This is a genomic window from Collinsella sp. AF28-5AC (assembly GCF_003457875.1).
Lineage (GTDB): Bacteria > Actinomycetota > Coriobacteriia > Coriobacteriales > Coriobacteriaceae > Collinsella.
In genome coordinates this window covers 188,773-203,796 of sequence record NZ_QRTA01000001.1, presented here as the reverse complement: position 1 = coordinate 203,796, position 15,024 = coordinate 188,773, and the positions used below count along the sequence as shown (strand labels likewise).

The 15,024-nt window shown below is 61.6% G+C and carries 15 protein-coding genes and 2 tRNA genes; all 17 read right to left on the bottom strand.

Annotated elements, in window-relative coordinates:
- Positions 1-7: 7 nt before the first annotated feature.
- Positions 8-733, bottom strand: a complete 726-nt coding sequence (rnc, locus tag DWZ01_RS00900; protein WP_117847662.1) for a ribonuclease III — start codon at positions 731-733, stop codon at positions 8-10.
- A gap of 3 nt (positions 734-736) precedes the next feature.
- Entirely contained in the window at positions 737-979 is a 243-nt protein-coding gene (locus tag DWZ01_RS00895; RefSeq protein WP_117847660.1) for an acyl carrier protein, read from the bottom strand.
- 124 nt (positions 980-1,103) lie between these two features.
- On the bottom strand, positions 1,104-2,123 hold the full coding sequence (gene plsX / locus DWZ01_RS00890; RefSeq protein WP_117847658.1) for a phosphate acyltransferase PlsX: 1,020 nt from the start codon (positions 2,121-2,123) through the stop codon (positions 1,104-1,106).
- A gap of 87 nt (positions 2,124-2,210) precedes the next feature.
- Positions 2,211-2,390 (bottom strand): 50S ribosomal protein L32, encoded by a 180-nt coding sequence (rpmF, locus tag DWZ01_RS00885; RefSeq protein WP_022094017.1) that lies wholly within the window; start codon positions 2,388-2,390, stop codon positions 2,211-2,213.
- A 64-nt stretch (positions 2,391-2,454) separates the two neighbouring features.
- Positions 2,455-3,009: a DUF177 domain-containing protein gene (locus tag DWZ01_RS00880; RefSeq protein WP_117847656.1), complete on the bottom strand. Its 555-nt coding sequence runs from the start codon at positions 3,007-3,009 to the stop codon at positions 2,455-2,457.
- Entirely contained in the window at positions 3,009-3,506 is a 498-nt protein-coding gene (locus DWZ01_RS00875) for an ATPase (protein ID WP_040358176.1), read from the bottom strand. The genes DWZ01_RS00880 and DWZ01_RS00875 overlap by 1 nt, the downstream gene beginning before the upstream one ends.
- 68 nt (positions 3,507-3,574) lie before the next feature.
- Positions 3,575-4,072, bottom strand: a complete 498-nt coding sequence (coaD, locus tag DWZ01_RS00870) for a pantetheine-phosphate adenylyltransferase (RefSeq protein ID WP_117847654.1) — start codon at positions 4,070-4,072, stop codon at positions 3,575-3,577.
- Positions 4,065-4,721: a 16S rRNA (guanine(966)-N(2))-methyltransferase RsmD gene (gene rsmD, locus DWZ01_RS00865; RefSeq protein ID WP_117847652.1), complete on the bottom strand. Its 657-nt coding sequence runs from the start codon at positions 4,719-4,721 to the stop codon at positions 4,065-4,067. The genes coaD and rsmD overlap by 8 nt, the downstream gene beginning before the upstream one ends.
- Positions 4,718-6,895, bottom strand: coding sequence for an ATP-dependent DNA helicase RecG (gene recG / locus DWZ01_RS00860; protein ID WP_117847650.1), 2,178 nt, complete (start codon positions 6,893-6,895; stop codon positions 4,718-4,720). Before recG ends, rsmD begins: the two co-directional genes overlap by 4 nt.
- A gap of 10 nt (positions 6,896-6,905) precedes the next feature.
- Positions 6,906-8,567: a DAK2 domain-containing protein gene (locus tag DWZ01_RS00855; RefSeq protein ID WP_117847648.1), complete on the bottom strand. Its 1,662-nt coding sequence runs from the start codon at positions 8,565-8,567 to the stop codon at positions 6,906-6,908.
- Positions 8,568-8,594: 27 nt separating this feature from the next.
- Positions 8,595-8,984: an Asp23/Gls24 family envelope stress response protein gene (locus tag DWZ01_RS00850; RefSeq protein WP_187361832.1), complete on the bottom strand. Its 390-nt coding sequence runs from the start codon at positions 8,982-8,984 to the stop codon at positions 8,595-8,597.
- Positions 8,985-9,145: 161 nt separating this feature from the next.
- A tRNA-Asn gene (locus DWZ01_RS00845) sits at positions 9,146-9,220 on the bottom strand.
- 34 nt (positions 9,221-9,254) lie between these two features.
- Positions 9,255-9,329, bottom strand: a tRNA-Asn gene (locus DWZ01_RS00840).
- A 188-nt stretch (positions 9,330-9,517) separates the two neighbouring features.
- Entirely contained in the window at positions 9,518-10,864 is a 1,347-nt protein-coding gene (gene rpoD / locus DWZ01_RS00835; protein ID WP_117847646.1) for an RNA polymerase sigma factor RpoD, read from the bottom strand.
- Positions 10,865-10,974: 110 nt separating this feature from the next.
- Positions 10,975-13,089: a DNA primase gene (gene dnaG, locus DWZ01_RS00830; protein WP_117847644.1), complete on the bottom strand. Its 2,115-nt coding sequence runs from the start codon at positions 13,087-13,089 to the stop codon at positions 10,975-10,977.
- Positions 13,082-14,086, bottom strand: a complete 1,005-nt coding sequence (gene ribF, locus DWZ01_RS00825; protein WP_117847642.1) for a riboflavin biosynthesis protein RibF — start codon at positions 14,084-14,086, stop codon at positions 13,082-13,084. The genes dnaG and ribF overlap by 8 nt, the downstream gene beginning before the upstream one ends.
- Positions 14,083-15,015, bottom strand: a complete 933-nt coding sequence (gene truB, locus DWZ01_RS00820; protein ID WP_117769588.1) for a tRNA pseudouridine(55) synthase TruB — start codon at positions 15,013-15,015, stop codon at positions 14,083-14,085. The genes ribF and truB overlap by 4 nt, the downstream gene beginning before the upstream one ends.
- Between the last annotated feature and the right edge of the window lie 9 nt (positions 15,016-15,024).

The window sequence follows — 15,024 nt, the reverse complement described above, 5'->3', positions numbered from 1 at the left end:
TCCTCGCTTAAACAGGCTTCTTGTTGAGAATCACGCCGTTGGTGGTGTAGCCCATGCGGTCAAGTGCATCGAGTGCAGCGGCTCCCTCGGCTTCCTTCTTTGAGGAGCCGGAGCCGCGACCCTGACGAATACCATCGATCAACACCACGGCGGTAAAGGTGGGCGCATGCGCCGGGCCCTCGGAGCCAACGAGCTTATACGCCGGGGGCTCGTGACCGTCGGCTTGCACGCACTCCTGCAAAAACGACTTGGGGTTCGCAGGATGCTCGGCACGCTCGGAAGCCAAATGCGGCTTAAGCGTACGGTGAATGAACTCCGCCGCCGCATCCCAGCCGGCATCCAGGTACAGCGCGCCCACGAGCGACTCATAGACGTTCTCGAGCGCCGAATGCAGGCCGCGCGCACCGGTACCGGTCTCGGAGGCACCAAAGATGATGATGTCGTCAATGCCCAGCTCGTGAGAAACCTCGGACAGCGTAGCGCCCGAGACAAGCGACACCTTCAGGCGCGTGAGCTTGCCCTCGTCAAACTCCGGATAGGACTCAAACAGGGAGCGTGCGACCACAGCACCCAAAATGGAATCGCCCAAGAACTCAAGGCGCTCATAGCTGGCAGAAACCGGCTGGCCCTCGACTGCCGAGGGATGCGTAAGGGCCGCGCGCAGCAGCACCTTATTGTTGAACTCGTGGCCCAGGATTTCCTGGGCACGCGTAAGTCGTTCGGATAAAGCCAAGACCTAGGCCTCCCTGGCGTTTTCGATCGCGTCGACGGCGTCGGCGACAGAGTTGAGCGAGAGCAGAGTCTCGTCATCGATCTCGAGGTTGAACTCGTCCTCGATAGCCGTAACCAGCTGCAGGCGCTCGAGCGAGTTGGCATCGAGGTCGTCAAAGGTGGTCTCCTCGCTAATTTCGGCAACATCGACGCCCAGAACGTCAGCAGCGACCTCGGCGATCTTGTCGAAGATTTCGGAGCGGTCCATAGCGCTTCCTCTCATAGTGCATGAATACCAAAAGAATGGTACCGCCCGGGCGGTACCAAGACACGGTTCTGATTCTACCCCACGACGTGCGCCGCGAAGCACATAACAGCGCTCTAACTCGCTCTTATAAAACGATACCGTCCATAGAGTTGGCGACATTCTCGACCAGCCCGGCGCGAACGGCTTCGGCCGCCGCGAGCGTACCGTTTTTAACAGCCTCGACCGAGGTAGCGCCATGGCCGATCAGGACCACGCCACGCAGGCCCAAAAGAATCGCGCCGCCCTTGGCGTCGCCAGAGAGCTTGGCCTTTATCTCGCGCATCTGCTTTTTAATGAGCAGTGCGGCGATCTTGGTGCCGAGCGAGGCCATAAAGGCGCCCTTGAGCTCCTGCAGCAAAAACTTGGCAGCGCCCTCGGTAGCTTTGAGAGCGATATTGCCCGACATACCATCGGCAACGACGACATCGAAGTTGCCTGAGGTGAGGTCAGTGCCCTCGCAGTTACCAACAAAGCCGGGAACGGCGGCTTTCATGGCCGGGAAGCAGGCCTTGGTAAAGTTGGAGCCCTTCTCGTCCTCGGTGCCGTTGGCAAGCAGGCCCACGCGGGGATGCTCGATGCCCAGGACGACGCGAGCATAGGCGCTACCCATCTGAGCAAAACGCACCATGTCATCGACCTCGACATCGGGGTTGGCGCCCATATCGCACAGCACCGTCAGACCGCCGGCGCGATTGGGCAGCGCATTGGTCAGACAGGGGCGCACCGGCTGCTTCTTGCCTTCGGCCTGATACCTAAACGGCGTCACGTAGGCGGTGGCAGCGGCGGTCATGGCACCGGTCGAGCCGGCGGAGAAGAACGCATCCGCGTTGCCCTTCTTAATGGCGCGGCAAGAAAGCACGATCGACGACTTACGCTTGGTCATCACGGCGCGAATGGGATCGTCATCCATGGCGATAACGTCAGGTGCTTCAAGGGCCTCAACACGTGCATGGGAAGCGGCAAAGGGATTGACGATTTCGGCGGGGCCAGCTGCCAAGACCTCGATATCGGGATCGGCGGCAAGTGCAGCCTCGATACCATCGAGAACAACCTGAGGTTTCTCGTCTCCGCCCACAACGTCTACACAAACGCGAACGTTACTCATATACATGCTCCTTATACAAAAATGGCCGACTCATTGAGCCGGCCATTGTGGTTCCATTTGGAACGGCATCGCATCCAGAGTATACCGTTACTCGGTAACGATAACCTCGCGGTCCTTGTAGAAACCGCAGCTGGGGCACACGTGGTGCGGAAGCTTGACAGCGCCGCAACGGGGGCACGTGGACTGAGCCGCAGCCGAGATCTTCATGTTGGCGGAACGGCGGGTGTGAGTGCGGATACGACCCTGCTTTTGTTTAGGTACGGGCATAGTGACCTTCCTTATGAACTATCCAGTGTGGCGATTACGCGCAAGTAGCGATACTACCACAGTTTTACTCATCAAGCTTGAGATTCTTCAATGCTGCAAATGGATTTTCCGTGGCAGCGGCCCATTCTGCCTCTGCCTGGGCGGCGCAATCGCATTGCTCGACGTTGAGATTGCAACCGCATGTGGGGCACAGACCGCGGCAATCGGGCTTGCAGAGCACCACAAACGGCGTGTCCATGACGACCGCGTCGTTGATGGGCTCACCCAGATCGACGATGCGGTCCTCACACAGGAGCTCGTAGCCGTCCTCGTAGGCCTCGGGATCCTCGGGCTCCTCAAAGAGGTAGAACTCCTCGATCTCGCCGGCGATATCAAACGAGGCGGGCTCCAGGCAACGGTCGCACTCGCCGGTGGCGTGCGCGCGGACCATGCCCGTGAGCAAGACACCGGTACCGGCATTGGTAAAGACAACGTCGTAGTCGATGCCGTCCTGAAGCTGGTACTCCTTCTCGCCCACCGTGTAGGTGGCGACATCGACCTTACCGGTCAGCGGATACGAATCTCCAGGAAACTCGAGCTGCTCGGAAAGATCGACGGTAACGCTCGGGAACTCAGCCATTACCACTGACCATTCTGTTGGGCGGCACCCTCGTTGAGCTGCTGACGGCAACGGGTAACGGTGCCAGTCAGGCTCTTGAGGTTCTCCTCCAGGTGCGTAAAGACCTGCTCCGCGTAGTCCTCGGCAGCATAACGCGTCTCGCGCTCGTACTGCTGGGCACGATCGCGGATGTCGTCGGCCTGCTGCTGCGCAAGGCGGACGATCTCCTGCTCACCGGCAATGGTGAGGGCCTGCTGCTGAGCGTCGGCGATGATGGAATCGGCCTGAGCGGCGGCGGAAGCCATAAGCTCCTCGCGCTCCTTAAGGATACGGCGGGACTTCTGCCACTCCTCGGGATAGCTCATGCGGATCTCGTCGAGGATATTGAAGAACACGTCGGCGTCGATGACCTTGAACTGAGCGTTCTTGCCGAAAGGCGGCTTGGCTTCCTCGATCAGCCCTTCGAGCTCATCGACCAAGCTGACGATCCTATCGCCAGGAAAATTCTCGCCCGGCATCCGGTCTCCTTTCATAGGTAACATATCATCGTGCTAGTTTACCACATGCCACCAGGCAATAAAAAACGTCACGAAAAGCGATGTCTGAGCGCTTCGACCACGTTGGGCGGCACAAACGTCGATACATCGCTGCCGAGCGAGGCGATCTGGCGAACGACCGAGCTCGAGATGTAACCGTACTGCGGAGCACTCATGACAAAGATGGACTCCAGCTCGCTATCCAAGCGATAATTGAGGTCGGCCTGCTGCAGCTCATACTCAAAGTCGGTCATGGCGCGCAGGCCCTTGACCACGGCCCCCGCCCCCTGCTCACGAGCGAAGTCGACCAAGAGGCCGGTAAAGGGCAGGACTTCGACGCCGTCGATATCACCGAGCGCCTCGCGGGCCAGCGCCACGCGCTCATCGAGCATAAACGTGGTGCCCACACCGTTTTTACCCTGCGACTCTGCAACAGCGACGATCACACTGGGAAAGATGCGGCGGGCGCGGCGGATCACATCGATATGGCCAAACGTGATGGGATCGAAGGTGCCCGGGACGATCACGCGGTTGATGGTGTCATTCATGGGCGTCCTCCTGAAACGTCGTGGCATCGTTGTTATCGGCATCGGTGACGGCACTATCGTCCTCACCGTCGTCATCGCCGACCCAACGAAGCAGGTCGACCGAGGTAATGCCGTAGCGCTTCTCACGTACAGTCTCAAAGCCTGCCGGATGCGCGCCCGCATCGGCGGAGGCATGCTCAAACAGGGCATAAGCGCCAGGCGCAAGCAGACCCTGCTGAGCCAGGTTCTGCAGCATTTCCTCGACCGGCTCGGCACCAAAAGCATAGGGCGGGTCGAGCAGGACCAAATCAAAGGGGCCGCCCGGTACACGACCGCGCGAGGCACTTGCCAGCATGTCGCCCGTGACCACACGCCAACGCGCACGGTCACGGCAGAGCGACTCGATATTCTTGGTAATGAGCCGCGCGGCGTTGCGATCGATCTCAAACGTCGTGAGCGAGCGGGCCCCACGAGAGAGCATCTCTAACCCTAAGGCACCGGAGCCGCCAAAGGCGTCCAGCACACGAACCTCGTCCAAATCGAAATCGAATGCCGACATGACCATAGATGCGCACGCCTCGCGCACGCGATCAGTCGTGGGGCGGGTGACATCGCGACCACGGGGCTCCTCGATCTTACGACCGCGCCATTCGCCGCCGATGATTCTCATCCTCCGCTGACCTCCTTAAAGATATGTCGATAACGCATGGCGACCGCCTCGCGCAAGGGACGCGTCGCCACAGAGTAAAGGTTGCAAGCATACCGCAAGAGCTCGACCGCGTCCAAATGGGCCCATTCGATAAGATCCTCGTCGGCGTCCAGGTCCACAAAGCGCAGGGTCACGCCGCCATGCTGACGGTAGCCCAGGATTTCGCCCTCATGGCGCAAACGCAGGTCCATCTGGGCGAGCGTAAAGCCGTCTGAGGTCTTTTCGAGCGACTGGAGGCGGTCTTGTGCCGCCGACGCGCCGCCGTTGCCCTTGGAGTGCGTCATGACCAGGCAGGTGCCCGACACGCTGCCGCGGCCCACACGGCCGCGCAACTGGTGCAGGGCCGCCAAGCCAAAGCGCTCACCGTTCTCGATGACCATGACGGTGGCGTTGGGCACGTCGACGCCCACCTCGACCACCGTGGTCGAAACGAGCACGTCGATCTCACCGCGCTTGAAGGCATCGATCACGCGGTCCTTCTCCCCCGCCGGCATGCGGCCATGAAGGCGCTCGATAGTAAGTCCCGGCAACGCCAGGCGCAGCCGGTCGAGCTCGGTTGCCGTATCGTGCAGCGGCACGGGGACGGTCACGCGGCCCTCATCGTCGCGGGCGATACCGGGGACATCCTCAAGCTCATCGGCCGAGTCGCTCGGCTCCACAAGCGGGCAGATCACGTAAGCCTGCTGGCCCTTTTCATGCGCCTCGCGAATGGCGCCGTAGGCCAGGTCGCGGCTCGACTCGGTGAGCACACGCGTCGTAACGCCCGCCCCCGGAACAGGCCGATGGCGGATGATGCTCGTGTCAAGGTCGCCGTAGACCGAGAGCGCCAGCGTGCGCGGAATCGGCGTCGCCGTCATAACGAGCAGGTCGGCACCCGGGCCCTTGGCACGCAGGGCATTGCGCTGGCCCACACCAAAGCGGTGCTGCTCGTCGATAACGACAAGCGACAGATGCTTAAACGCCACGTTATCCGAAAGGACCGCGTGGGTTCCAAAGAGGACGTCGAGCTCGCCCGATTCCAGCTGCACATGGATCTGCTCACGCTCTGCCGCCGGCGTGGCACCCGTCAGGAGCGCCCAGGACATGCCGGCCTGCGAGAGCAAGGGGCCGGTCTTATCGGCATATTGGCGCGCTAGCACACCCGTTGGCGCCATAACGCAGGACTGGGTGCCGCTATCGGCCGCAACGGCCAGCGCGCAGGCGGCGACGGCGGTCTTGCCGGTTCCGACGTCGCCCAGCAGCAGGCGGTTCATCACGCGCCCGCCATCGCACATGTCGTGCAGGATGTCTTGGAACGCGGCCTCCTGCTCGTCGCTCAGCGAAAACGGGAGGGCCTGCTTAAGCGCGGCCAGATGCTCGCCCGCGGTGTGGGCGTAGGGAACGACCTCGACCATGCCACCGTCGTTGCGCAGACGCAGCGCCAGCTGAAGGTAGAGGCACTCCTCGTAGGCAAGCCGTGCGCGCGCGATATCGCGCTCGGCCATGCTCGATGGAAAGTGAATTGAGCGCAGCGCACGAGCATTGCTCATCAGGTGGCGCTTGACGCGTAAGCGTGCGGGAATCGGGTCGAAGGGATTGCCGACAACCTCGAGCGCGCCGCTTACGATGCGGCGCATCCACGCCTGGCTCACGCCATCGCTCACATAATGGACCGGCAGTATGGTGCCCGCGGCACGCCCATCCTCGAGCTTTTCGAAATGCGGCGAGGCCATCTGCTTAAAGCCGTAGGCAAACTCGACCTTACCCATCACGGCCAGGCGGTCGCCCTGCTTAAACTGCTGGGCAATCCAGGGCTGACGGAAAAAGGCGACCTGCAGCACGCCCGTCTCGTCCACCAGCGAGACCTCGGTCACCTGCATACGCGGGCGGGGCTGCTTTTGAACGATACGATCGACCGTGGCGACAATCGTGCACACGGTACCGATGGGCGCCATCTCGATGGACCAGGAGCGCGTAAAGTCGAGATATCGGTGAGGGATATGGAGGAGGAGGTCCCCCACCGTCCGAATTCCCAGACGGCGAAGGGCCTCCTCACGTTTACCCGAAACATATTTGAGTCGCGCGATATCCTCGTCGAGCGCATTGCTCTGGGCAAAGCGCTCCGAGACGCGCGGCACGGAGCACGGCTCGGACATGGGTAGATGCCTACTCGATCGAGAAGATCACGGGATAGAGCGGCTGCTCACCACGATGGGCGTCAATCTCCAGGTCGGGCTGAGCCTCCTCGATGGCGTCGACGATCTCCTGGAAGGCCTCATCGGACAGCTCCTCGCCGGCCAGAATCGTCAGCGCGTCGCCCTCCTCTTCCTCCTGCATGCGGTTGATGCAGTCGAGCGTGACCTGTTTCACATCGGAGCCGACCACGTCGATGGAGCCGGCAATGATACCCATGACGTCACCGGAGTGAATTGGAGAGCCGTCAGAGGCGCTGGAATCGCGCACGGCACGGGTGACCTCGCCATCCCGAACCTCGCTGATGGCGTCGACCATGGCGGCGACGGCGTCCTCGAGCTCGGAATCGGGCAGGACTGCGAACAGCGCAGAGAACGCCTGCGGGACGGTCTTGGTGGGAACGACGGAGACCTTCTTGTCGGTGCAAGCAGAAGCGGCAGCCTCGGCAGCCATGCGGATGTTGCCGTTATTGGGCAGGATGATGACCGAGGTCGCGTTGACCTGGTCGACGGCGCCCAGCAGGTCGGCAGTCGAGGGGTTCATGGTCTGGCCACCGGAGACAATCACGTCAACGCCGAGGGACTTGAGGATGTCGGCCTCGCCCGAACCGGCGGCAACGGCGACAAAGCCCAACGCCTTGGCAGGCTCAGCGGCCTTTTCCTGGTCCTCATGAATCTTGGCGGTACGGTCGTGGGCCTCCATCTCCATGTTGTGGATAAAGACCTCGTAGATCTGACCAAGCTGCAGCATGTGCTCGAGCACCAGGTTAGGCGTGTTGGAGTGCACGTGAATCTTGTAGTCGGGGTAGGCACCCACGAGCAGCTCGCAGTCGCCCATGGAGCCCAGGAACTTAAGGCACTCGTCCTCGTCAAACGGGGCGTCGGCCTTAAAGAGGAACTCATTGCAGTAGCGGAACTCCGAGCCCTCCCAGTCGTCGTTGGCCTCAATCTCAACGCGACCAAGGGCCGCGTCGCGGGCAGAGCCGGCTGAATCAAACGTGGCGGAGAAATCCTCGACAACGGTGCTGCGGCCAAGCGCGGCGGCAACAAAGTTCTCCAGGAAGATGGCAAAGCCAAAGGCGCCGGAGTCGACCACGCCGTTCTCCTTCAGAACGGGCAGCAGGTCGGGCGTGCGGGCGACGGACTGGTAGGCCTCGACGACGATGGCATCGAGCGCGTCCTCGGCCGAGAACTTCTTCTTTTCGCACTCGTCGGCCTTGGTCGAAACATCTCGCAGGACCGTGAGAATCGTGCCCTCGATGGGCTTACGGACAGCCTGGAAGGCGACCTTGACGGCGCGGCGGAAGGCGAAGGCGATGTTGGCGGACGTGATAGGCTCATCGGCGGAGACGAGACCCTCGGCCACGCCGCGCAGAATCTGCGAGGTGATGACGCCGGAGTTGCCGCGAGCGCCCATCAGGGAGCCGTGGGTGATGGCGCCGGCGATGGCCTCCATATCGGCATCGGCGGGAAGGGCGGAAAGCTCCTTGGTCACCGAGGCGAGCGTGAGCGACATGTTGGTACCGGTGTCGCCGTCGGGCACGGGGAAGACGTTGAGCTTGTTGATCTCCTCGGCCTTGTCGGAAACGGCAGCCGCAGCGATCGGAAAACAGGTGCGAATGGTCTTTGCAATCATGGGTATTTGAATCTCCGTTTTCGGATGCTAGTTCAGACGGCTCTTGAGCGCGTCGATGTGGATGCCGATCTTAAGGCTGGCGGGATCGATCTGGGCGATCTCCTGCAGGGTGAAGGCAACGGAGCTCGAAAGATTGTGGCAGACGGACTTCATGTTGACGCCGTTCTCGAGCACGACGTGAAGATCGACCGTAAGGCCGTTCTCGTCGGCGGAGACAAGCACGCCCTTGCGGAGGCGCTGACCGGCAAGCAGGCGCACGCTCTCGGCGCCCTGGAGCTGCTCAGCCATGCCGACGACGCCATAGCACGTCATCGCGGCATAACCGGCAATATCGGCAATAACGTCGTTCGAGACGCTCAGGCTGCCGTTAATGGTCTCAGACACAAGAATCTCCTTATCTGGTGCTCGCGGCACCATGTCGTGGGAGCAATCATTGCAATATTCTACAACGACCGCGCCATGTTGAGGTGGCGGGTCACGGGATTACATCCTCGACACGAAATGTTGATACGGTAACGTTCGCGCCAGGCGATCGCGGCATGAAAAAACCCGCCACATAAGCGACGGGTTTTACAACCTGGCTCCCCGGGTAGGACTCGAACCTACAACAGCGCGGTTAACAGCCGCGTGCTCTACCATTGAGCTACCGAGGAATTAAAAAGCCCAACGGAAAGGGCTGGAAAATTCTGGCTCCCCGGGTAGGACTCGAACCTACAACAGCGCGGTTAACAGCCGCGTGCTCTACCATTGAGCTACCGAGGAATAGGTGCGTGCTCTCAAGCAACGAAGTTTATTATACGGACGAATCAGCTTAGGGCAAGAGCTTTTTTGAGAATTTTTCCGACCCAGTCATTGGGGACGTTCTTAAACGACCAGTCATTCAAGAACGTCCCCAATGTCTACATGAAAGCGCCCCCAAGCGGATGTGCTTGAGGGCGCCTCTTGCTTGACTAGCTCTCGATATAGTCCTTCAGCTTACTGCTACGGCTCGGGTGGCGAAGCTTGGCCAGAGTCTTGGACTCGATCTGGCGGATGCGCTCACGCGTGACGCCAAACTCGCGGCCGACTTCCTCGAGCGTACGGGGATGTCCGTCAACAAGGCCAAAGCGCAGCTCGATAACCTTGCGCTCACGATCGGCAAGCGAGTCGAGCACCTGGGTGAGCTGCTCCTGCAGCATGGAGAAGCTGGCGGCATCGGGCGGAACGATAGCCTGGGAGTCCTCGATGAAGTCGCCCAGCTGGGAATCCTCTTCCTCGCCGATAGGGGTCTCGAGCGACACGGGCTCCTGCGAAATCTTCTGGATCTCGCGGACGCGGTCGGCACTCATGTCCATCTCGGCACCGATCTCCTCGGGGGTCGGATCGCGACCCAGGTCCTGGAGAAGCTGGCGCTGCACGCGAACGAGTTTGTTGATGGTCTCGACCATGTGCACGGGAATACGGATGGTACGGGCCTGGTCGGCGATAGCGCGCGTGATGGCCTGACGGATCCACCACGTGGCGTACGTGGAGAACTTAAAGCCCTTCTGGTAGTCGAACTTCTCGACGGCGCGGATCAGACCGAGGTTGCCCTCCTGGATCAGGTCCAAGAACAGCATGCCGCGACCGACGTAGCGCTTGGCGATGGAGACGACCAGACGCAGGTTGGCGCTGATGAGCGCCTGCTTGGCCTCGAGACCCACGTTCTCGATACGGGTCAGGCGACGCATCTCGGCGCGGGTAAGCTCGATCTCGCCCGCCTCGGCGGCCTCGAGCTTCTCGGTGGCATCGAGACCGGCCTCGATCTTCATGGCCAGATCGACCTCTTCGGAGGCGGTCAGCAGGTCGACCTTACCGATCTCCTTAAGGTACATACGAACCGGGTCGCCGGTCAGCATCACCGTGGAGGCATCGATGCCGCGCACGCGCGAGCGCGAACGGGACGTACGCACGGTGCGCTTCTTCTTGCTCTTGGAAGAACCCATCTCGGCGTCGGCCTGACGGGCCATCTTAAGCTCGTGATCGTCGAGTGAACCGGAATCGTGCTCGTCGTCATCGAAATCATCGGTATCGCTATCGTTATCGTCATCTTCGACGCCCATGGGAGCGTCGTCGTTTCCGCTCGCGGAGATAATCTGGATGCCGCTGTTGCGCAGCGCGGAATACACCGCGTTGAGTTGCTCGTCAGATACATCGATATCCTTCAGGGCGACCTGAATCTCGTCCTCGGTTACCGAAGTCCTGTTTGAGCCGCTGCCCATGAGCTTTGCAACGTAGGATTCCAGCCCAGTACCCGTGCTCTCACTCTTATTTGGCACAGATTCTCCCTTCATAGTCCACAGGACTCATTACTTTAGCACACACCTACACGTCTATACCCAAAATTCAGACTGGATATAGGCGCAAATACGCTGGTTGACCACAACATCTAGGCCTGCTCGGCGCCCGCAGTCTCCAAACCGATCAAACGGAACGGATCCGCCACGCCGCCGATCGACTTTTGGAGCTCACGCTGGCGCTGAGAATCTTGCATCGCCTGCATCGTCAGCACACGGCGTGCCTCATCGTCGAGCGACCGGTCCTGGCGAAGCTTGGCCTGTGCGGCGCGCATGCGGCGCTTGATGGTGTAGAGCTCGAGGGTGTCGAGCATAAACACGATGTTCGTCTCGGTGGGGTGCTTACTCGTCGACGAAATGCGCCCGGCACTAACAAGCGACGCTGCCTCGGGACACACGGCGCGCGCCGCATCCATGCACGCCGTGGGGTCGGTGCCCGGCGGCGTCGCGAGCACGGCCCACGCGATGGACTCGTGACGCGGATCCACCCACTCGATCGAGCAGATGCGATCGGCATACGTGCGGAACAGGTCGGGGTAGCTCGTGAGCATCGTCAGCAGCTCGCGCTCCCCCGCCAAAGACTTTCGCTCTAGGTCGGTCAGCACGATCGGCATCGTCGGCGACGCGGGTGCGCCCATTATATCGGCGACCGGTGCCGCGCCATCCATACCAACCGGCACATCAATCGGCGGCATATCGTCGACAGCCTCGACCGGCGCGGCCCCGTAGGCCTCGAGCGGCACATAGTCGTACGGTTCTTCCTCGACCGGTGCGGACACCGGCGGCGTCGCCCCCGACGCCCAAGCGCCGCGAGGCGCCCCCTGCGAACCAGACGCCCGACCGCCCGCGCTGCCTGCACGCTCGGCCTGCGCCCGCTGGCGCTCGTAGTTCTGCTCGCGACGACGCTCGGCGTCCTCGCGCTTGGCAACATCGCGAAACACACGGCCCGAGCTCGAGCGCACCGTCTCCAGATCCAAACCCAGCAGGTCGGCAATCTGGATAAAGTACGTATCGATCATGTAGCTATCGCGCAGCGGATAGATGAGCGTCAGTGCATCCTCGAGCGCCTTGGCACGACCGCCCGGCGTGGTAATGTCGCTCGACTCCTGCAGTGAGCGGTACACAAAGTCCATGAGGGGTTCGGCGGCATCGATGCGCGCCTGCAGAGCCTCGCCACCATGCGCGGTGATGAACTCCATGGGGTCGTTGCCGTCGGGAAGCACCACGCAGCGCAGGTCCATCGAATCCTGCTCGATAAACTGAATCGCGCGGCGTGCGGCCTTTTGACCGGCGGCGTCGCCATCGAACATATATACAATGCGCTTGGCAAAGCGGGTGAGCGTCTTGACGTGATGTTCCGTCAGCGCCGTGCCCAGCGTGGCGACGACGTTTTTAATCCCCGCCTCCCAGCAGGCGATACAGTCGGTATATCCCTCCACCACGATGGCGGTATCCTGCGCGACGATAAACTCCTTGGCCCAGTTAAAGCCATAGAGGTTTCGCTTTTTATGGAACACGCTCGTCTCGGCGGTGTTGAGGTACTTAGGCTGGCCGTCGCCCATAATGCGCCCGCCAAAGGCGATGTTATGACCCTGCTCGTCAAAAATGGGAAACATCACGCGGTCGTAAAAACGGTCGGCAAGCTGCCCGCGACCACGGCTCACGGCCACATTGGCGTCGATCATCTCCTGCGGGGTAAAGCCCGCCTGCGACAGATGCGACACCAGCGCATTGCGACCCGGTGCAAAGCCCAGGCAGTAGCGGCGGCAGACATCGCCGCCCATACCGCGACTGGCGAAGTACTCGCGCGGACGGCTGTCCTTACCGCGCATAAGCATGGTGTGATAGAACTGGGCGGTTTCCGCACATAGGTCGTAGATGCGGGCGCGCTTGGTGCCGCGCTCGCGATAAGCGCCGGTATCGTGCAGCTCAATGCCGGCACGGTCGGCCAGGTAGCGAATCGACTCGGGAAAGCTCAGGTTCTCGCGCTTCATGATGTAGGTGAAGACGTCGCCGCCCTCGCCACAGCCAAAGCAGTGCCACACCTGCGTGGCAGGGATAATGTGAAACGAAGGGGTCTTTTCGCCATGGAAGGGGCAGCAACCCCAAAACTCATGGCCGCGGGGCTTGAGCTCAACCGTTTCCTGCACGATGGCAACCAGATCGGACGCAGCGCGTACCTGGTCTTTTTCCTCATCGCTAATCACAGATGCTCACCCCCTGATCACCCAAATGATGACGGATATCGTCAATATTACCCTCGACGGTCGCGATAAGCTCGTCCAGCGAATCGAACACGCGCGACGGGCGCAGCCAGCGCGTAAAAGCCAGCGACACCGAGGCGCCGTACAGGTCGCCTGTATACCCGATCAAGTTGGCCTCGAGATGAGCCGAGGCGGCATCGTCGGCATACGTCGGCGGCAGGCCCACATTGACGGCAGCAGGCCACACGGTATCGTCGACCAGCACCAGGCCCTCGTAGACGCCATCGGCAGGAACCTGGATGCCCTCGGGCACCTGAATATTTGCCGTGGGAAAACCCATGTCGGAGCCCTGGTGACGACCTCCGGCAACAACACCTCGCAGCATGTACGGGCGGCCGAGCAGCTCGGCGGCAAGCTCAACATGTCCCTGGCGAAGCTCCTGGCGAATACGGGTGGCGCAGACCGTCTGTCCATCGACGCACAGCAACTCGTGGCCATAGACGTCAACGTCGCGCTCGGCTCCCCATTCTTTCATCTCGGCAACGCCCGAGGCACCGCCGCGGCCCAGCCTAAAGTCGCTGCCCACGCGAATCGAGCGGATATCGACCACATGCGACAGCAGTTTAAGAAAGCCCGCGTGGTCGAGTGCCGCCACCGAAGGCGTAAAGGGAACAGCCACGACCGCATCGACCCCGGTGAGAGCCAGGGCATGCAGACGGTCGGCCGTCGTCATCAGTTTTTGAGCAGGCGAGGGGCTCAGCACCACGTCCGGGTCGGGATCGAAGGTGACCACGACAGCCTTGCAGCCATGGTTACGCGCATCGCGAACGACCGCGTCGATCAGTTCGCGATGCCCCCTATGCACGCCATCGAACACGCCGATGGCGATCGACGCGGCGCCCAGGCACGCGCAATCATCAAATGCATCGGCGACGATGCGGGCCTCATCCGACTCGCCCGCGAAAAAAATACGCGCGAGCTCGTGGGAGGTCAGCATCATCGAACACCGCCAATCGCCTGCGGAAAGACGTGCTCCATTACAAAGCGACCACCCTCGATACGGGCGAGCGCCTTGAGCCCGCCATCGAGCACCAGCGCAAACGGCGCCTTCGATGCATCGAAGCCCGCAAGCGCACGCTCAATAGGAATACGACGTCCGCACAGCAGATCGTCGGCAAGGTCGCCCGGCAAGTCGACGCGCGTGGCACCCAGTGCCGCAATGGGATCCAGGGCAAAACCGTCAGCGGACTCGGCAGAAAGCTCCTCGACCGTATGACAGGCGCCAATGGAAACAACGCCGGAGGCCGTACGGCGCAGCGCGGAAATGTGCGCCGCGTTGTCGCAGGCACGACCCAGGTCGCGAGCGAGCGCACGGATATAGGTGCCCTTGCTCACCGAAAACGCCACGGTCCAAACGCAAGCGTCGGCATCACCGCTCACGGCAATCAGATCGGCGGAGTATACCTCGACCGGACGCGGGGGCAGCGACACGGCATTGCCCTCGCGCGCAGCCTTATAGGCGCGCACGCCGTTGACCGAAATGGCCGAAAACGCCGGCGGCACCTGCATCTGCGGACCCAACATGGCACACAGACGCTCGCGGGCATAGGCCGGATCGCGCAAGTCGTCGGCAACGGGCACCGTGCGGACGGCCTCGCCCTCCGCATCATCGGTATTGGTCTCGACGCCAAACGAGATGTCGGCGACGTAGCTTTTGGTATCGAGCGTGAGCATGCCCAGCAGACGCGTGGCCTGCCCCACGCCCACCACCATGACACCCGATGCCATGGGGTCGAGCGTTCCGGCATGACCGACGCGCCGCTCATGGAGGGCGCGTCGGCATTGCGAAACCACGTCGTGGGACGTGCAGCCCACCGGCTTATCGACGGCGAGCAGCATATTAAGTTGAGAAGGTGTACGACGAGCCATGTACCATCC